Source organism: Inquilinus limosus DSM 16000 (assembly GCF_000423185.1).
Taxonomy (GTDB): Bacteria; Pseudomonadota; Alphaproteobacteria; order DSM-16000; family Inquilinaceae; genus Inquilinus; species Inquilinus limosus.
In genome coordinates, this window is the sequence record NZ_AUHM01000010.1 from 31,260 (window position 1) to 47,975 (window position 16,716).

The window sequence follows — 16,716 nt, forward strand, 5'->3', positions numbered from 1 at the left end:
AGGCCGCCATGTCGGACGAGAGAAGCGAATTTCCGCCACATTTCGTAATTGCGAATGCTTCTCAACTGCATGATTTTCCAGGGATCTTCAGCCACTCTGACCGGGCGGCACCGTCATCGACTTGCCGCCTCGCGGTGATCGACCGGCGTTCAGATCCGGCGTCCGCCGAGCCAGTGATCGAGCGAGAGCCGCCCCGGGCCCCATCGCATCACGGCGAGCGCCATCGCCGCCCAGGTCAGATGGATCGGCCAGCCGTCCGGCACGGTCAGCTGGATCACGAGCGTCATCACCAGCAGCCCCAGCGCGGCCAGCCGCGTCGCGAGCCCGAGGACGAGCAGGATCGGCAGCAGGATCTCCGCCGAGCCGACGGCGAAGGCCACGACCTCGGGGGCCGGGAAAGGATAGGGACCGCCCGGGAGATGCAGTTGGAACTCCGCGCTGAACAGCAGCACGGCCACGTCGTTCAGCTGCAGGAAGCCGTCCCATTTCTTGACGCCGGACAGCCAGAACGGGACGGCGAGGCCGCAGCGCAGGACGAGTTGCGTCAGGGACGGCTGCGCAACGGCCCGGACGGCGGCGTTCACCCGTTCGACGACGCCGCCGACTTCGCGCCGCGCGTCATCGGCGGCGGCCGGTCGATTGAGGCTCATCGTGATCACATCCCTGCTGGATCGCGGTGAAGGCGCCCGCCTCGAGCATCCCGGCGATGGCGCCGGGCAGATCGAAGCCCGGGCTGGCCGAAGACGCGGCGCCGGCGGCCGCGCCGAACGGCTGGCCCGCGATCAGGCGGGCCAGGAAGTCCGCAGCGCCGGGCGGGAGGCGCCGGATGGCGACCTCCAGCCCGGGCCTGGTCACGAGGGCATCCTCCGGCTCCGTCGCCTCGATCCGGCCGACCGAATCATAGCTCCGATTGGCCGCGAAGATGGTGACGGCCGGAAAGCGTGATCGAACGATCCGCGCCGCGGGATGGACCACCAGGACCGTGCCGGCCAGTTGCTCCGCCGGGACGGCGCCCAGAGCCTGCGGCGGCAGCGGATCCGCATCGGCGGCGTGATAGGCGTCGAGCCAGGCCCGCTCGATCCGCGCCACATCCGCCAGCCACGGCATCGGCCGCGCATGGTCGTAGCGTTCGATGAAATCGGGAAAGTCGCGGCCGTAGTCGAACAGCAGCGGCGAGGTCGGCGGGCAGGCGCGCAGGTGGAAGCGCGCCATCGCACGGAAGAAATCCGCGCCGGTGATGCGCATCGTCGCCGGAAACACCGCGGCCAGCGCGTCGATGAGGCTGACCGTGACGTTGTTGCGATAGACGTCGTAGCGCCTGCCCGCAGACTTGCCGTTCGGCCCGGAGACCGCAGCGGGCGCGGCGCGATCGGGATCGAGCAGGCCCGCGGCGAACACGGCCGCGTAAGACGGCCGATCGTCGCCATCCCGCATGCGAGGCTCAGCGGGACGCATGGATCCTGCCCGGCGCGAAGCCGCGGGCATGACGGTCGAGGACCGCCTGCGCCGCGATCGCCTCGGCCTTGAGCACCGGCCAGTCGGGAATCCCGCTGTCCCATTCGATCAGCGTCGGGACCGGCCCGGCGCGGGCGATCACGGCCTCGAACAGGGTCCAGACCGCACCGGCGACCGGCCGGTCATGGCTGTCGATCAGCAGCGGATCGCCCTCGTCGTCCGCCTGCTCGGCATGCCCGGCCAGATGGATCTCGCCGACAGGGCCGAGCGGGAACTCGGCGAGATAGGCCAACGCCGAGGTGCCGTGATTGGTGGCGGAGACGAAGACGTTGTTGACGTCGAGCAGCAGGCCGCATCCGGTGCGCCGGACTAGCGCGCGGAGGAAATCCGTCTCGCCCATGGTCGAGTCCCGGAACAGGACATAGGTCGACGGGTTCTCGATCAGGATCGGACGGCCGATCGCCTCCTGCACCTCGTCGACATGGTCGACGACCCGGGCCAGCGTCGCCGGCGTATAGGGCAGAGGCAGCAGATCGTTGAAGAAGGTGCCGCCATGGGTCGACCAGGCGAGATGCTCGGACACCAGCGCCGGCTCGTAGCGGTCGACGAGCGCCTTGAAGCGCGCGAGATGCGCCGGATCCAGGGGCTGCGGACCGCCGATCGACAGGCACACGCCGTGGAGCGACACCGGATGGTCGCGGCGGATCCGGGTCAGCGCGTCATGCGGCGGGCCGCCGGCGCCCATGTAGTTCTCGGCATGGATCTCGAAGAAGCCCGCCCATCCCGTGTCGGCCAGGATCGCGGGCAGATGCTGGGGCTTGAAGCTGGTGCCCGCGAGCCCCGCGACGGGATGGGCCGGAAAGCGAAGCGCATCCGACGTCCGAGCAGCCGGCGGTTTCGCCAGGTCGTTCATCGCGGTCTCCGCCTTCCGGCGCCTTCGTTGCTTACGACGGCACGTCCCGGGTCAAGGGTTGCGGCGAGCCGTGGCGGCCGCCGGGCAGTTCCATCGTGGTGCAGGTCCCGCCATCGACGAATTTCCAGGCATTGCCCTGGTAGTCGACGGTCGATGTGCCCTGGCAGGTCGTGCCCGGGCCCGCAGCGCAATCATTCTGTCCCTTGAGCGCGACCCCGTAGCACTTCTCCTTGCCTGCATCCATCGCCGCCTTGACCTGCGCCTCGGTCAGCGGCGCCGCCGTCGCCATCGACGCGAGCGCGGTCGCGACGGCACCGGCCAGGACGGCCGTGCTGATCTTCGCCGTTGTGGACATGACGTCTCTCCCTGGATGGTTTGCCGGCCCCCGACTTCGAATACGATGGGGAGGGCGGAGTCGTTACATCCGACCTGCCGCGCAGCCTGGCCGCTCGAGCCGGGTCGTTTGCCAGGGGCCTCCAGCGGCAGTATGGTCTTGGGCATGAGGTCACTTTCCCTGCGCCGGCTGGTCGGGCTTCTGGCCTTGCTGGTCTTCGCACTCGCCCTGCCGATGCAGGCGAGCCTGGGAGCGCCCATGGCCGGCTGCGCCGCGGCCCATGCCGAAATGGATCATGGATCGATGCCGCCCTGCGGCGATGATGCCGGCATGCCGCTGAAGGCGGCGATCGGTACGCCCTGCGCCATGGCCTGTGCGCCGGTTCCGGCGGTTCCGCCCCAGGTTGCCGGGCCTGTCGACCATGGCCGCGTCGCACATGACCCGGCGTCGACGCTGGTCCGTGCCGGCCGCCTCACCGCCCCCGATCCCCTCCCGCCCAGACCCACCGTCCGCGCCTGAGCCGCGCCCCGCCTCGTGCGGGCCGTTTTCTGACGCTTTCGGCCCGACCGGCAGGACGCCGCGAAGCCGCGCGTCGCCTGAACATCCCTTTCGATCAGGAGGTCCGTGATGAGCCACATGTCCCGCGTGGCCGCCATTCTCGCAATCCTCGCCCTGCCGCTGCCGATTCTGGCCGAGCCGGTTGCCGCGACCCTGTACAAGAGCCCGGACTGCGGCTGCTGCGACGGCTATGCCGCCTATCTGCGCGACAACGGCTTCACGGTCGACGTCAAGCCGACGAACGATCTGGCCCGGATCAGCGCCGATGCCGGCGTGCCCGCCGATTTCGAGGGCTGCCACACCATGTTCGTCGACGGCTATGTCGTCGGCGGGCATGTCCCGGCCGGCGTGATCCGCAAGCTGCTGTCGGAGCGGCCGAAGATCGCCGGCATCACCCTGCCCGGCATGCCGATGGGGTCGCCCGGCATGACCGGGGAGAAGACCGAGCCGTTCACGATCCATGCCGTCACCAAGGATGGCGCGGCGCCCACGGTCTACGCCGTGGAGTGATCGAGGAGAAACAGCCGATCAAGGAGGAAAGACCATGCGCAGTCGTTTCAGCACCTTGCTTGCCGCCATGATCCTCGTCGCCGGGCTGACCGGCACCGTCTTCGCCCAGCAGCAAGGGCAACAGCCGCCGGCGACGCCCCAGCAGCCGATGGAGGGCATGATGCCGATGATGAAGATGATGTCCCAGATGAGCGAGATGATGGAGAGCTGCACCAGGATGATGCAGTCCAGGGCGCAGCCTCAGGAGCAGGGCACCACGCCGCAGAAGCAGGGCGGCTGAGCCCGATCGGGCCGGGGTCTTCGGGTCCCGGCCCGCCTTCCGCATTTCGAGCGAACGGAATGAGGCAATGATCTTGCCGATGCGTGCCCGGCCGGCGCTGCTGGGCTTGCTGCTGAGTGCCGCTTCCCGTGGCCGCGGCGGCTCACTCCCTGCACGATGTCGAGGATCGCCTCCGCGAGCAGGAGAAGTACTTCGAGCCGAAGGATGGCTGGCGGTCGGTCGGCTTCACGCTGCAGGACGCCGACGGCCACCCGGTCTCCCTGGCGGATCTCAGGGGCAAGGTCGTGGTGCTGCATTTCATCTATGCCAGCTGCACGGATGAATGCCCGCTGCATGCCGACCTGATCGCCCGCATCCAGGAGAAGGTGAACGAGACGCCGATGCGCGACCGGGTGCAGTTCGTCACCATCACCACCGATGCGGTCCGCGACACGCCCGAGGTGATGACGGACTACGGCCGCGCCCACAATCTCGACCCGGTGAACTGGGTGTTCCTGACCAGCGGCCCCGACCGCCCCGAGGACACCCGCAACCTGGTGAAGCGCTTCGGCCATCAGTTCAAGGAGATCGGGGACGGGGTCGAGATCCACGGCGTCGTCACCCATGTCATCGACCGCGAGGGCAACCTGCGGGCCAATTTCCACGGGCTCGCCTTCGATCCGGTCAACCTCGTCGTCTATGCGAATGCGCTGATGAACGAAGCAAATCCCGAGCCGGAGCCGACCTTCTGGGACCGGCTGCGGAGCTGGCTCTGACGACGATGCCTGAGCTCCCGGGTTCGGGCAGGATCAGACCGGTACGGCGGAAATATCGGTGAGTCGTGGGGAAGTGGCGCGAGTGACGGGACTTGAACCCGCGGCCTCCGGCGTGACAGGCCGGCGCTCTAACCAACTGAGCTACACCCGCGCAGGGTGCCGGCGCGTCTGCGGGGCGCCCGACGTGAAGCCGAACCCCGGAACGAGACCGGAAAACAGGAAGTGGCGCGAGTGACGGGACTTGAACCCGCGGCCTCCGGCGTGACAGGCCGGCGCTCTAACCAACTGAGCTACACCCGCGCATCTGGCCGCTCGTCGCGGCGAGGCGCTTGAGATACCCGCTGCACCGGGGGCTGTCAACTTGAATTGCCAGCAGGCGAAGCGGGATTTTCGCGGCTTCCGTATCAGCGGATTCGGAGGGCCGCTCGGGCGGCGGACGCCGCCGGAAACTGGTGGGCGATGACGGGCTCGAACCGCCGACACTCGGTGTGTAAAACCGATGCTCTACCGACTGAGCTAATCGCCCGGGCGGACCGGCGGGGCCGAACCCGCCAGGTCCAGACGTGAAGCGGCCGGTCGGGCCAAGGCGCCGACCGGCCGGTTCGGGCACAAGCGCGGGGGCTTACTTCTTCTTGCCGCCGGCGTTGTTGACGGCATCCTTCAGGCCCTTGCCGGCCTTGAACTTGACCTGCTTGGAGGCGGCGATCTTGATGGTCTCGCCGGTCCGCGGATTGCGGCCCTCGGACGCGGCGCGCGCCGCGACACCGAAGGTGCCGAACCCAACGAGGCGGACTTCCCCCCCCTTCGTCAACGTCTTGGTAACGCCGTCGATGAAGCTGTCGATGGCGTTGCCAGCATCGGCACGCGACAGACCGGTGCTTTCCGCGACGTGTGCGACGAGATCGTTCTTGTTCACGTGTCGGCCTCCTTTAGGCTCTGTGTTGGTCGTTCCGGCGGGTTCGCCGGATGCAGGCTAGGTACATTCCAAACCGACAACCGTTCGATGCGCCTTTTCCCGACACCGAAACGTCACGAAATGTAAGCGTATCGCGGAAACACGGTCAATCGTCGGCGGCCCTGAAACGCACGGAAATCCGCCAAGTTCCAGGGCCGCTACGATCCGTCAGTGGCGGATCACCGCTTCGTCGTCACCATCGGCGGCGACGGGGGCGATGTCGTCCACATCCGTATCCTTCCATTCGATCGGCTCCAGAGGACGCACCAGGGCGTTCTTCAGAACCTCCTCGACATTGGTCGTCGGCAGGATTGCCAGGGCCTTCTTCACCGAATCCGGAATATCCGCAAGGTCTTTTTCATTCTCCTTCGGAATAATCACGGTCTTGATGCCCGCCCGGACGGCCGCCAACAGCTTCTCCTTGAGCCCGCCGATCGGCAGGACGCGCCCGCGCAAGGTGACCTCGCCGGTCATCGCCACGTCGCGGCGGACCGGGTTTCCGGTCAGGGCCGAGACGATGGCGGTGACCATGGCGACGCCTGCGGACGGCCCGTCCTTCGGGGTCGCCCCCTCCGGCACGTGGACGTGGATGTCGCGCTTGCCGAACAGAGTCGGCTTGATGCCGAAGGACACGGCGCGCGCCTTGGCGAAGCTCTCCGCCGCCTGCACCGATTCCTTCATCACGTCGCCCAGCTTGCCGGTGGCGACCACGCGGCCGCGGCCGGGGACCGGCACCGCCTCGATCGACAGGATCTCGCCGCCGACCTCGGTCCAGGCCAGGCCGGTGACGACGCCGACCATGTCCTCCAGCTCCGCCTCGCCGAAGCGGAACTTGCGCACGCCGGCGTATTTCTCGAGGTCGTCCGGCCGGACGACGATCTTCTTGACGTCGGTCGACAGGATCTCGCGCACCGCCTTGCGCGCCAGGCTCGCGATCTCGCGCTCCAGGCTGCGGACGCCCGCTTCGCGGGTGTAGTAGCGAATCAGGTCGCGCAGCGCTTCCTCGGTCAGCGTCCACTCGCCCTTCTTCAGGCCGTTGGCCTCGGCCTGCTTCTGGATCAGGTGGCGCTTGGCGATCTCGACCTTCTCATCCTCGGTGTAGCCGGGGATGCGGATGATCTCCATGCGGTCCATCAGCGGCTGCGGCATGCGCAGGCTGTTGGCCGTGCAGATGAACATCACGTCCGACAGGTCGTAATCGACCTCGAGATAGTGGTCGTTGAAGCTCGAGTTCTGCTCCGGATCCAGCACCTCGAGCAGCGCCGAGGACGGGTCGCCGCGGTAATCGGCGCCCAGCTTGTCGATCTCGTCGAGCAGGAACAGCGGGTTCGACGACTTCGCCTTCTTCATGCCCTGGATGATCTTGCCGGGCATGGAGCCGATATAGGTCCGCCGATGGCCGCGGATCTCCGCCTCGTCGCGGACGCCGCCGAGCGACATGCGCACGAAGTTGCGGCCGGTGGCCTTGGCGATCGACTTGCCCAGCGAGGTCTTGCCGACGCCCGGCGGGCCGACCAGGCACAGGATCGAGCCGCGGATCTTGCTGGTCCGCTGCTGCACGGCCAGGTACTCCAGCACGCGCTCCTTGACCTTCTCCAGGCCGTAGTGGTCGTCGTTCAGCACCTGCTCGGCGTGCAGCAGGTCCTTCTTGATCCGAGTCCGCTGCTTCCAGGGAATCGACAACATCCAGTCGAGGTAGTTGCGGACCACCGTGGCCTCGGCCGACATCGGGCTCATCGACCGCAGCTTCTTCAGCTCGGCCATGGCCTTGTCGCGGGCCTCCTTGGTCAGCTTGACCTTGTTGATCCGCTCCTCGAGCTCCGCCGCCTCGTCACGGCCGTCCTCGCCCTCGCCCAGCTCCTTCTGGATCGCCTTGAGCTGCTCGTTCAGGTAGTACTCGCGCTGGGTCTTCTCCATCTGCCGCTTGACGCGGCTGCGGATGCGCTTCTCGACCTGGAGGACGCCGATCTCGCCCTCCATGAAGCCGTAGACCTTCTCCAGCCGCTCGGTGATCGAGGCGATCTCGAGGATCTGCTGCTTCTCGGGGATCTTCAGCGACAGATGCGCGGCGATGGTGTCGGCCAGCTTGGCGCCGTCCTCGATCTGGTTGACCGAGACCAGCACCTCCGGCGGGATCTTCTTGTTGAGCTTGATGTACTGCTCGAACTGGGCGACCGCGGCCCGGCCCAGCGCCTCGATCTCCTGCGGGTCGTTGGCGACGTCGTCGAGCGGCTCGACCTGGGCCTGGAAGAATTCCGGATTATCGGCGTAGCGCACGATGCGCGCACGCTTCACGCCTTCGACCAGCACCTTGACGGTGCCGTCGGGCAGCTTCAGCAGCTGCAGCACCGTCCCGATCGTGCCGACCTCGAAGATCTCCGTCGGCGACGGGTCGTCCTGCGAGGCGTTGCGCTGGGTGACCAGGAGGATCTGCTTGTCCTCCTTCATCACATCCTCGAGCGCACGGACCGACTTCTCGCGACCGACGAACAAGGGCACGATCATGTGCGGGAAGACCACGATGTCCCTCAGAGGCAACACCGGGTACAGCGTGTCTTTGTTCAGATTCAACATGCGTTCTGCCTTAAAGGGGTGGGCAGCGGCCCGGGAAGTGGCGCCGTGCCGGCGCCGGACGGTGGAGACCCGGCGCGCCCAATAGACGTGGCGATGACCGGAGGCCGTTCAAGAGACGGACATGCTGCAAGCCCTCGTATTCCGGCCACAAGAGCGCAAACCTGCCACACAGGCAAGCCGCAAGGCGGCGGGTGCGGCAATTACGAAAGAAAACAGCCGATGTCCGGAGACATCGGCTGTCACGTCGGTCAGGATCTGTCCGCCCCTGCGTCTCAGGCGCTGGGGGCGCGTTCCTGCTGTTTCTCGGCGTAGATCAGGAGCGGCTTGGCCCGCCCCTCGACCACCTCGCGGTTGATCACGATCTCGACCACGCCGTTCATGCTCGGCAGGTCGTACATCGGCTCGAGCAGGATGCTCTCCATGATCGAGCGCAGGCCGCGCGCGCCGGTCTTGCGCTGGATCGCCCGGTTCGCGATGCCCTTCAGCGCATCGTCGGTCAGCGACAGATGCACGTCCTCCATCTCGAACAGCCGCTGATACTGCTTCACCAGCGCGTTCTTCGGCTTGGACAGGATTTCGATCAGCGCGTCCGAGTCGAGATCTTCGAGCGTCGCCACCACCGGCAGACGGCCGACGAATTCGGGGATCAGGCCGAACTTCAGCAGATCCTCGGGCTCGACCTCGCTGAAGATCTCGCCGGTCGTCCGCTCATCCGGCCCGCGCACGTCGGCGCCGAAGCCGAGCGAGCTGCCGCGGCCACGCTGGGAGATGATCTTCTCCAGCCCGGAGAAGGCACCGCCGCAGATGAACAGGATGTTGGTGGTGTCGACCTGCAGGAACTCCTGCTGCGGGTGCTTGCGCCCGCCCTGCGGCGGCACCGAGGCGATGGTGCCCTCCATGATCTTCAGCAGGGCCTGCTGCACCCCCTCGCCCGAGACGTCCCGGGTGATCGAGGGGTTGTCCGACTTGCGGCTGATCTTATCGACCTCGTCGATGTAGACGATGCCGCGCTGCGCCCGCTCGACATTGTAGTCGGCGGCCTGCAGCAGCTTGAGGATGATGTTCTCGACGTCCTCGCCGACATAGCCCGCCTCGGTCAGCGTCGTGGCGTCGGCCATGGTGAACGGCACGTCGAGGATGCGGGCCAGGGTCTGGGCCAGGAGGGTCTTGCCGCAGCCGGTCGGCCCGATCAGCAGGATGTTGGACTTGGCGAGCTCGACCTCGCCGCCCTTCTGCCCGTGCGCCAACCGCTTGTAGTGGTTGTGCACGGCGACCGAGAGGACCTTCTTGGCGTGCTCCTGACCGATCACGTAGTCGTCGAGAACCTTGCGGATGTCCTTCGGTGTCGGGACCCCGTCGCGGTTCTTGACCAGCGTGGTCTTGTTCTCCTCGCGGATGATGTCGGTGCACAGCTCGACGCACTCGTCGCAGATGAACACAGTCGGGCCCGCAATCAGCTTGCGGACCTCGTGCTGGCTCTTGCCGCAGAACGAGCAGTAGAGCGTGTTCTTCGAATCACCGCCTGCGGTCTTGCCCATCACTGCCTCACTTCCGCATCCGCGCTACCGATCCACGAACTCCAGGCCCGCGGGCCGGGATGCGGCTGCCTCCAGATGGCGGCGGCTCCACCCTGCGACAAGATTGGCTTGGTGCAGGGCAGATCCGCATCATCACGAATCAAGATAGCGCCCTTCGACCCGGATCGGTAGGGCCGCGGGCACGAAGATCGATTATTCAACGGTCGGACGCCGCTCGACGACCTCGTCGACGATGCCGAAACCCTTGGCTTCATCGGCCGACATGAACTTGTCGCGGTCCATCGAGCGCTCGATTTCCTCGAGGCTCTGGCCGGTGTGCTTGACGTAGACCTCGTTCAGCCGCTGGCGCAGCTTCAGGATCTCCTGCGCCTGGATCTCGATGTCCGAGGCCTGGCCGCGGGCGCCGCCCGAGGGCTGGTGCACCATGATCCGGCTGTTCGGCAGGGCGAAGCGCTTGCCCTTGGCGCCGGCGGCCAGCAGCAGCGAGCCCATCGACGCCGCCTGGCCGATGCAGACGGTCATGATCTCGGGCTGGATGTACTGCATGGTGTCGTAGATCGCCATGCCCGCCGTGATCACCCCGCCCGGCGAGTTGATGTAGAAGGCGATGTCCTTCTTCGGGTTCTCGGATTCGAGAAACAGCAGCTGGGCGCAGACGAGGCTGGCGAGCTCGTCGTAGATCGGCCCGGTCAGAAAGATGATCCGCTCCTTCAGGAGGCGGGAGTAGATGTCATACGCCCTTTCGCCACGGTTGGTCTGCTCCACGACCATCGGGATCAGGGCGTTCATGCTCGGCTCATACGGAGGCATAGGGTCCTCGAAGGCTCGCGCGGGCCGGCAGGGCGCCGCGGCTCGCCCCTACATTAGGGGAGGGCCGCGGCACCCTTCAACCAATCAAGCGCCGGTGGCGGGATCGGTGTCGCCGGACTTGGCGTCGGCGTCCTCGGTCTCGGCGGCGGCAGCCTTGGATTTGGCGGCCTTCTTCTTGGCGGGCTTGGCCTCGGCCGGCTTCGCTTCGACCGCCTCGTCCTCGTCCGGGTCGCGCGCCAGCTCCTCCGGCGTCACGGTGGTGTCGTTGACCTTGATCTTGCCGAGGATGACGTCGACGACCTTCTCCTCGAACAGCGGGGCGCGCAGATTCTCGATCGCCTGCGGGTTCTGGCGGAAGAAGTCGACCACCTGCTGCTCCTGGCCCGGATAGCGGCGGGCCTCGGCGATCAGGGCGCGGTTCAGCTCCTCCTGCGTCACCTCGACGTTCTCGGCGCGGCCGATCTCGGCGAAGAGCAGGCCGAGGCGGACGCGGCGCTCGGCGATGGCGCGGTACTCGGCCTTCAGCTCGTCCTCCGGCTTGTCCTTGTCCGGATTGTCGTCGCCGCCGGTCTCGAGCGATTGCTGCACCTGCTTCCAGATCTGGTCGAACTCCAGGTCGACCATGCCCTGCGGCACGGCGAAGTCGACGATCTCGGCCAGCTTGTCGAGCAGCTTGCGCTTGGCCCGCAGGCGCGACACCCGGCCGAACTCCTGCTCGGTCTGGCTCTTCACCGCGTTGCGCAGGCCCTCGAGGTCCTCGAAGCCCAGCTCCTTGGCGAAGTCCTCGTTCACCTCGGGCACGACCGGCGTCTCGATCGCCTTGACGTCGACCTCGAACTTCGCCGGCTTGCCGGCGTGCTCGGCGCTCGGATACTCCTCCGGGAAGCTCAGCGAGACGGTGACGTGCTCGCCCGCCTTCTTGCCGATCAGCTGGTCCTCGAAGCCCGGGATGAAGCGGTTCGAACCGATCTCGAGGCGGAAGTCCTTGCCGGACATCTCCTCGCTCGGGGCGGCGCCGTCGAGGCTGCCCTCGAAGTCGATCACGGCGACGTCGCCGGACTCGAGGCCGCGCTCCTCGGCCAGCGCCTCGAACTTGCGGCGGGTCTCGGCGATCCGCTTCAGCCCGGCATCGACCTGCTCTTCGGTCACCTCGGCGACCGGACGCTCGATCTCGACGCTCTCGAAGGCCGGCGCGGCGATGTCCGGCAGCACCTCGACATCGACCTTGTATTCCAGGTCCTTGCCCTCGTCGAAGCTGGTCACCTCGACCTTCGGGCGCAGGGCCGGGCGCAGCTTGCGCTCGTCCAGCGCCTGCCGCACGCCCTCGTCGACGGCGCCTTCCAGGACCTCGCCCATGACCGACTTGCCGTAGCGCTGCTTCATCAGCGACACCGGCACCTTGCCGGGGCGGAAGCCCGGGAGCTTGACACGGCCAGCGAGCTTGACGAGCTCCGTCTGGACGCGCTGTTCGATGTCGGCCGCCGGCACGACGATCTTGAACTCGTGCCGCAGACCCTCGGTGCTGGTTTCGATCACTTGCATCGGTCTTCAGGAATCCGTCGATGTGACAGGTCGGTCGTGCTGTGCCCTGTCGGATGTTCATTGGTGCGGGCGGAGGGATTTGAACCCCCACGGCTTTCGCCGCTGGAACCTAAATCCAGTGCGTCTACCAATTCCGCCACGCCCGCGAAGACCCCCACCCCCGCCCGCCCCCGAAAACGCGCACAAAAAGGCGGGCAGCGAAGGGAGTCGGCCCTGCGAAGCGCCGGTCTATAGCACAGGGTTTTTGCGGGCGACAGGCAAAACGCGGGGCCGGATCGGGCTAGAACCGGTCGAGCGTCCCGGGCAGCGCGTCGATCACGTCCTCGGCGATCAGCCCGGCGCCGACCCGCTGCGCCGCGGCGCCGTGCAGCCACACGGCGGCGCAGGCGGCCTCGAAGCCCGGCATGCCCTGCGCCTTCAGCCCCAGCACCATTCCGGCCAGGACGTCGCCGGTGCCGCCGGTGGCGAGGGTCGGCGGGGCGTTGGCGTTGATCGCGGCCCGCCCGTCCGGCGCCGCGATGATGGTGTCCGCCCCCTTCAGCACCACCACGGCGCCGATCGCGGCCGCGGCCCGCTGCGCCCGGACCAGGCGCGGCGCCTCCTCCTTGCCGAACAGCCGGTCGAATTCGCCCTGATGCGGCGTCAGCACGCAGTCGGCGTCGAGCAGCCCGGCCAGCGCCTGCGGCTCGCCGGTGAAGCTGGCGAGTCCGTCGGCGTCGAGCACCAGCGACTTGCCGGCGGCGCGGACCGCCGCGACCGTCTCGCGCAGCGCCGGCCCGGCCCCGGCCCCCGGCCCGATCAGCACGGGGCCGAGGCGGCGGTCGGCCAGCAGCCCGTCCCAGCGCTCCATCGGCAGCGCCATCGCCCCCGGCCAGTCGGCGCGGTAGGCCGGCAGCGCCGCTTCCGGCGCCACCACGGTCAGGAGGCCGGCGCCGATCCGCCGCGCCGCCCGGGCCGCGAGGCGGGCGGCGCCGGTCAGGCTGCCGCCGCCCAGGATCAGCGGGTGGCCGCGGTCGTATTTGTGCTGCGCCGGTCCGACCCGCGGAAAGACCGAGCGCCACAACGCCGGTCCGTTCTCGGACAGGCGTGGGCCGATCTCTCCGAGCACCGCGGCGTCGATGCCGATATCGGCCACCCGGGTCTCGCCGCACAGCGCCCGGCCGGGCAGCAGCAGATGGCCGGGCTTGCGGCGGAAGAAGGTGACGGTCAGGGCGGCGGGCGCCACCGGGCCGGGGGCGGCGCCGTCGTCGCCGAACAGCCCGCTCGGCACGTCCACTGCCGCGACCGGCAGCCTGGAGCGCGCCGCCGCCTCGACCAGCGCCGCGGCCTTGCCTTCCGGCGCCCGGTTCAGCCCGGCGCCGAACAGGGCGTCGACGACCAGCCCGGCGCCGTCCAGCACCGCCGGGTCGGGGGCCTCCACCCTGCCCCGCCACTGCGCCGCCGCCTCGGCCGCATCGCCGCGCAGGGATCTGACCGGGACCAGCGAGGCCAGCCGCACCGGCCAGCCCCGCTCCGCCAGCAGCCGGGCGACGACGTAGCCGTCGCCGCCATTGTTGCCGGGGCCGCACAGCACCGCGACCGGTCGCGGCGACCAGCGGGCGCGGATCGCCCGCGCCACCGCCGCCCCCGCCCGCTCCATCAGCACGATGCCGGGGGTGCCGGCGGCGATGGTGCGGCGATCGGCCTCGCCCATCTCCGCCGCGGTCAGCAGCGCCAGGTCCGATGCGGTCACCGCCCCGCCTTCCCGGTCGCCTCCCGGAAGGCGGCGATATCGGCCCGGGCGGCGTCGCGCAGCAGGGTGATGTCGGCCGGGGCGATCACGATCCGGCAGCCGTCGCGGACCATCTCGGCGGGCGAGCGGCCGAGCGAGGGCAGCGCCCCGAGCCATTTGCCGCTGTCGAGCACGGCGCGCTCGGCCCGGCGAATCGTGTCGCGCACCTCCGGGTCGTCGAAGCGGCCGAGCTTGCCGAGGCTGCCGGACAGGTCCCAGGGGCCGATGAACAGCGCGTCGACGCCGTCGACCGCGGCGATGTCGGGAATCGCCTCCACCCCCTGGCGGGTCTCGATCTGGCACAGGATCAGCAGGTTGTCGTCGACGGTCTCGCGGTAGTCGGGCGCCAGGCCGAAATCGGCGCCGCGGGCGATGCCGTAGGCGACGCCGCGGGTGCCGGCCGGCGGATAGCGGCAGGCGGCGACCGCGGCCTCGGCCTCCGCCTTCGAGCCGACCTGCGGCACCATCACCCCCTCGGCGCCGATGTCGAGGATGCGCTTGGCGTAGACCGGGTCGTTCCAGGGCATGCGGACGATGCCGGTGGCCGGGGTGCCGGCCAGGGCCTGCAGGCAGGGCACCGCGTCGGCGACCGAGGCCGGCCCGTGCTCGTGGTCGAGCAGCACGATGTCGTAGCCGGCGAGTCCGAGCAGCTCGGACACAAGGGAATTCCCGAGGCCCTGCCAGCAGCCATAGACGGGCTCGCCCGCGCGCAGCTTCCGTTTCGCGGCGTTGGGTCGGTACAAGGCAGCCTCCTCCGATGCGGTCGGAACAGGCGTATCAGACGATGGCGGGAAGGGAAATGGGGCGACCGATGGGACTCGAACCCACGACAACTCGGACCACAACCGAGGGCTCTACCAACTGAGCTACGGCCGCCACGGCATTTGCGGCGGCTCATATGCGGCATCGCCGCGGCGGCGTCAAGCGCAAGACGCATTCCCGTCGATCAAGGGCGCTGCGGGGCATGACCGGGGCAGCGCAAGCCGGCATAGTCCGCCGCGACACATCTTCAGCAGGGGAAGGCACGATGCTGATCCAGGCGGCCGCCATGGCCAATCTCGGCACCGAAACCGCGTTCGACGTCCTGGCGCGGGCCCAGGCACTGGCGGCGCAGGGCCGCGACATCATCAATCTCGGCATCGGCCAGCCGGATTTCCGCACCCCCGACCATATCGTCGAGGCGGCGGTGAAGGCGCTGCGCGACGGCCATCACGGCTACACCCCGGCCGGCGGCATCCCGGCGCTGCGCCGGGCGGTGGCCGACGACCTCGAGGCCCGGCGCGGCGTCGCGGTCGATCCGGACGACGTGGTGATCATGCCGGGCGGCAAGGTGACGATGTGGTTCGCCATCCTGATGTTCGGCGAGCCCGGGGCCGAGATCCTGTACCCGAATCCCGGATTCCCGATCTACGAATCCGCCATCCGCTTCACCGGGGCGACGCCGGTGCCGGTGCGGCTGCGCGAGGAGAACGGATTCGCCTTCTCGGCCGAGGAGGTGCTGGCCCAGATCACGCCGCGCACCCGCCTCCTGATCATCAACAGCCCGGCCAACCCGACCGGCGGGGTGGTGCCGAAGGCGGAGCTGGACCGTCTGGCCGAGGGGCTGGAGCGGCATCCGCATGTGGCGGTGCTGAGCGACGAGATCTACAGCCGCATCCTCTATGACGGGGCGGAGCACAGCTGCTTCCTCTCCTACCCCGCCCTGCGCGACCGGGTGATCCTGCTGGACGGCTGGTCCAAGACCTATGCCATGACCGGCTGGCGCCTGGGCTGGAGCGTCTGGCCGAAGAGCCTGCGCGAGGGCGCGACGCGGCTGGCCGTGAACTCCCACTCCTGCGTCAACGCCGCCGCCCAATATGCCGGCATCGCCGCGCTGCAGGGGCCGCAGGACGCGGTCGACGCGATGTGCGCCGCCTTCGCCGAGCGCCGGCGGGTCGTGGTCGACGCGCTGAACCGGCTGCCGGGCGTGCGCTGCGTCGAGCCGGGCGGCGCCTTCTACGCCTTCCCCAACATCACCGGCACCGGCCTGTCGGCCAAGGAGCTGCAGACCAGGCTGCTGGAGGAGTGCGGCGTCGCCACCATCGCCGGCACCAGCTTCGGCGCCATGGGCGAGGGATTCCTGCGCCTGTCCTACGCCAACAGCGTCGAGGCCATCGAGCGGGCCGTGGCGCGCATGGCCGAAGCCCTCTCCGACTTGATCAAAGCCTAAAGAAGCAGCACCATGCCTAAATTCCAGGCAACCCTCTTTCCATCCTTGGTCGACATTGCGGAGTCGGCGTCTGGCACAGGGCTTGCTTCTCATCGTCCGCGAGAGCGTTCCGCACCCGGCGGTGGCGCGCAAACGATCCAGGGAACGGTTCCGAACCCATGAAGAAAGTCGAAGCCATCATCAAGCCGTTCAAGCTCGACGAGGTGAAGGAGGCCCTTCACGAGGTCGGGATCAAGGGGATCACCGTCACCGAGGCGAAGGGGTTCGGCCGCCAGAAGGGCCACACCGAACTCTATCGCGGCGCGGAGTACGTGGTCGACTTCCTGCCCAAGGTGAAGGTCGAGGTGGTCATGGAGGACGGTCTCGTCGAGCGTGCGATCGAGGCCATCCAGCAGGCTGCCCAGACCGGCCGGATCGGCGACGGCAAGATCTTCGTCACCCCGGTGGAGGAGGTCATCCGCATCCGTACCGGAGAGAAGGGCGCCGACGCCATCTGAGCGTCGGCCGCCGCC

17 protein-coding genes and 5 tRNA genes are annotated in these 16,716 nt (G+C 68.5%); 6 read left to right on the forward strand and 16 right to left on the reverse strand.

Annotated elements, in window-relative coordinates:
* Positions 1-149: 149 nt before the first annotated feature.
* Genes G537_RS0112430 through G537_RS0112445 form a run of 4 tightly spaced genes read right to left on the reverse strand, consistent with a single transcriptional unit; the run spans position 150 to position 2,723 of the window.
* Entirely contained in the window at positions 150-650 is a 501-nt protein-coding gene (locus G537_RS0112430) for a DoxX family protein (RefSeq protein WP_034851542.1), read from the reverse strand.
* A complete protein-coding gene (locus G537_RS0112435; protein ID WP_026870401.1) occupies positions 619-1,434 on the reverse strand; it encodes an HvfC/BufC N-terminal domain-containing protein in 816 nt (271 codons plus the stop codon). Before G537_RS0112435 ends, G537_RS0112430 begins: the two co-directional genes overlap by 32 nt.
* 7 nt (positions 1,435-1,441) lie before the next feature.
* Positions 1,442-2,368: an MNIO family bufferin maturase gene (gene bufB / locus G537_RS0112440; RefSeq protein ID WP_026870402.1), complete on the reverse strand. Its 927-nt coding sequence runs from the start codon at positions 2,366-2,368 to the stop codon at positions 1,442-1,444.
* Between the two features lie 31 nt (positions 2,369-2,399).
* On the reverse strand, positions 2,400-2,723 hold the full coding sequence (locus tag G537_RS0112445; protein WP_026870403.1) for a BufA1 family periplasmic bufferin-type metallophore: 324 nt from the start codon (positions 2,721-2,723) through the stop codon (positions 2,400-2,402).
* 132 nt (positions 2,724-2,855) lie between these two features.
* Here G537_RS0112445 and G537_RS44270 point away from each other — a divergent pair, with 132 nt between their 5' ends.
* The 4 genes from G537_RS44270 (at position 2,856) to G537_RS37660 (ending at position 4,805) form a co-directional block, all read left to right on the forward strand.
* The gene (locus G537_RS44270) at positions 2,856-3,221 is read left to right on the forward strand and encodes a hypothetical protein (RefSeq protein ID WP_026870404.1); all 366 of its coding nucleotides are present in this window, start codon (positions 2,856-2,858) and stop codon (positions 3,219-3,221) included.
* 108 nt (positions 3,222-3,329) lie between these two features.
* The gene (locus G537_RS0112455) at positions 3,330-3,770 is read left to right on the forward strand and encodes a DUF411 domain-containing protein (protein ID WP_026870405.1); all 441 of its coding nucleotides are present in this window, start codon (positions 3,330-3,332) and stop codon (positions 3,768-3,770) included.
* A 34-nt stretch (positions 3,771-3,804) separates the two neighbouring features.
* Positions 3,805-4,050 carry a hypothetical protein gene (locus G537_RS37655; protein ID WP_034851543.1) on the forward strand — a complete coding sequence of 82 codons (246 nt, stop codon included), beginning with the start codon at positions 3,805-3,807 and terminating at the stop codon, positions 4,048-4,050.
* Positions 4,051-4,178: 128 nt separating this feature from the next.
* Positions 4,179-4,805: an SCO family protein gene (locus G537_RS37660; RefSeq protein WP_211230368.1), complete on the forward strand. Its 627-nt coding sequence runs from the start codon at positions 4,179-4,181 to the stop codon at positions 4,803-4,805.
* 74 nt (positions 4,806-4,879) lie between these two features.
* Here the strand turns inward: G537_RS37660 and G537_RS0112470 are convergent.
* The 12 genes from G537_RS0112470 to G537_RS0112525 form a co-directional block, all read right to left on the reverse strand.
* Positions 4,880-4,956, reverse strand: a tRNA-Asp gene (locus tag G537_RS0112470).
* Positions 4,957-5,028: 72 nt separating this feature from the next.
* A tRNA-Asp gene (locus G537_RS0112475) sits at positions 5,029-5,105 on the reverse strand.
* A gap of 150 nt (positions 5,106-5,255) precedes the next feature.
* A tRNA-Val gene (locus tag G537_RS0112480) sits at positions 5,256-5,331 on the reverse strand.
* A gap of 96 nt (positions 5,332-5,427) precedes the next feature.
* Positions 5,428-5,721 (reverse strand): HU family DNA-binding protein, encoded by a 294-nt coding sequence (locus G537_RS0112485; protein ID WP_026870406.1) that lies wholly within the window; start codon positions 5,719-5,721, stop codon positions 5,428-5,430.
* A 207-nt stretch (positions 5,722-5,928) separates the two neighbouring features.
* Positions 5,929-8,334: an endopeptidase La gene (gene lon / locus G537_RS0112490; RefSeq protein ID WP_026870407.1), complete on the reverse strand. Its 2,406-nt coding sequence runs from the start codon at positions 8,332-8,334 to the stop codon at positions 5,929-5,931.
* A 272-nt stretch (positions 8,335-8,606) separates the two neighbouring features.
* Positions 8,607-9,872 (reverse strand): ATP-dependent Clp protease ATP-binding subunit ClpX, encoded by a 1,266-nt coding sequence (clpX, locus tag G537_RS0112495; RefSeq protein ID WP_026870408.1) that lies wholly within the window; start codon positions 9,870-9,872, stop codon positions 8,607-8,609.
* Positions 9,873-10,064: 192 nt separating this feature from the next.
* Positions 10,065-10,682, reverse strand: a complete 618-nt coding sequence (clpP, locus tag G537_RS0112500) for an ATP-dependent Clp endopeptidase proteolytic subunit ClpP (RefSeq protein WP_026870409.1) — start codon at positions 10,680-10,682, stop codon at positions 10,065-10,067.
* A gap of 84 nt (positions 10,683-10,766) precedes the next feature.
* Positions 10,767-12,224: a trigger factor gene (gene tig / locus G537_RS0112505; RefSeq protein ID WP_026870410.1), complete on the reverse strand. Its 1,458-nt coding sequence runs from the start codon at positions 12,222-12,224 to the stop codon at positions 10,767-10,769.
* A gap of 61 nt (positions 12,225-12,285) precedes the next feature.
* Positions 12,286-12,370 (reverse strand) — tRNA-Leu (locus G537_RS0112510).
* A gap of 134 nt (positions 12,371-12,504) precedes the next feature.
* Positions 12,505-13,956: a bifunctional ADP-dependent NAD(P)H-hydrate dehydratase/NAD(P)H-hydrate epimerase gene (locus tag G537_RS0112515; protein WP_026870411.1), complete on the reverse strand. Its 1,452-nt coding sequence runs from the start codon at positions 13,954-13,956 to the stop codon at positions 12,505-12,507.
* Positions 13,953-14,738 (reverse strand): HpcH/HpaI aldolase family protein, encoded by a 786-nt coding sequence (locus G537_RS0112520; RefSeq protein ID WP_026870412.1) that lies wholly within the window; start codon positions 14,736-14,738, stop codon positions 13,953-13,955. The genes G537_RS0112515 and G537_RS0112520 overlap by 4 nt, the downstream gene beginning before the upstream one ends.
* A gap of 57 nt (positions 14,739-14,795) precedes the next feature.
* Positions 14,796-14,871, reverse strand: a tRNA-His gene (locus G537_RS0112525).
* Positions 14,872-15,022: 151 nt separating this feature from the next.
* On the opposite strand from G537_RS0112525, the gene G537_RS0112530 reads away from it, so the two are divergent.
* Both G537_RS0112530 and G537_RS0112535 read left to right on the forward strand, forming a co-directional pair.
* Positions 15,023-16,204 carry a pyridoxal phosphate-dependent aminotransferase gene (locus tag G537_RS0112530; RefSeq protein WP_026870413.1) on the forward strand — a complete coding sequence of 394 codons (1,182 nt, stop codon included), beginning with the start codon at positions 15,023-15,025 and terminating at the stop codon, positions 16,202-16,204.
* A gap of 158 nt (positions 16,205-16,362) precedes the next feature.
* Complete coding sequence (locus tag G537_RS0112535; RefSeq protein WP_026870414.1) at positions 16,363-16,701, forward strand: P-II family nitrogen regulator; 339 nt, start codon at positions 16,363-16,365, stop codon at positions 16,699-16,701.
* Positions 16,702-16,716: the final 15 nt, after the last annotated feature.

Excerpts from the sequence above, each read along its gene's own strand:
- clpP (WP_026870409.1), bottom strand. The coding sequence starts at position 10,682 with ATGCCTCCGTATGAGCCGAGCATGAACGCCCTGATCCCGATGGTCGTG.
- G537_RS0112535 (WP_026870414.1), top strand. The coding sequence starts at position 16,363 with ATGAAGAAAGTCGAAGCCATCATCAAGCCGTTCAAGCTCGACGAGGTG.
- G537_RS0112530 (WP_026870413.1), top strand. The coding sequence starts at position 15,023 with ATGCTGATCCAGGCGGCCGCCATGGCCAATCTCGGCACCGAAACCGCG.
- G537_RS44270 (WP_026870404.1), top strand. The coding sequence starts at position 2,856 with ATGGTCTTGGGCATGAGGTCACTTTCCCTGCGCCGGCTGGTCGGGCTT.
- G537_RS0112445 (WP_026870403.1), bottom strand. The coding sequence starts at position 2,723 with ATGTCCACAACGGCGAAGATCAGCACGGCCGTCCTGGCCGGTGCCGTC.
- lon (WP_026870407.1), bottom strand. The coding sequence starts at position 8,334 with ATGTTGAATCTGAACAAAGACACGCTGTACCCGGTGTTGCCTCTGAGG.
- G537_RS0112430 (WP_034851542.1), bottom strand. The coding sequence starts at position 650 with ATGAGCCTCAATCGACCGGCCGCCGCCGATGACGCGCGGCGCGAAGTC.
- G537_RS0112455 (WP_026870405.1), top strand. The coding sequence starts at position 3,330 with ATGAGCCACATGTCCCGCGTGGCCGCCATTCTCGCAATCCTCGCCCTG.
- tig (WP_026870410.1), bottom strand. The coding sequence starts at position 12,224 with ATGCAAGTGATCGAAACCAGCACCGAGGGTCTGCGGCACGAGTTCAAG.
- G537_RS0112435 (WP_026870401.1), bottom strand. The coding sequence starts at position 1,434 with ATGCGGGATGGCGACGATCGGCCGTCTTACGCGGCCGTGTTCGCCGCG.
- bufB (WP_026870402.1), bottom strand. The coding sequence starts at position 2,368 with ATGAACGACCTGGCGAAACCGCCGGCTGCTCGGACGTCGGATGCGCTT.
- G537_RS37655 (WP_034851543.1), top strand. The coding sequence starts at position 3,805 with ATGCGCAGTCGTTTCAGCACCTTGCTTGCCGCCATGATCCTCGTCGCC.
- clpX (WP_026870408.1), bottom strand. The coding sequence starts at position 9,872 with ATGGGCAAGACCGCAGGCGGTGATTCGAAGAACACGCTCTACTGCTCG.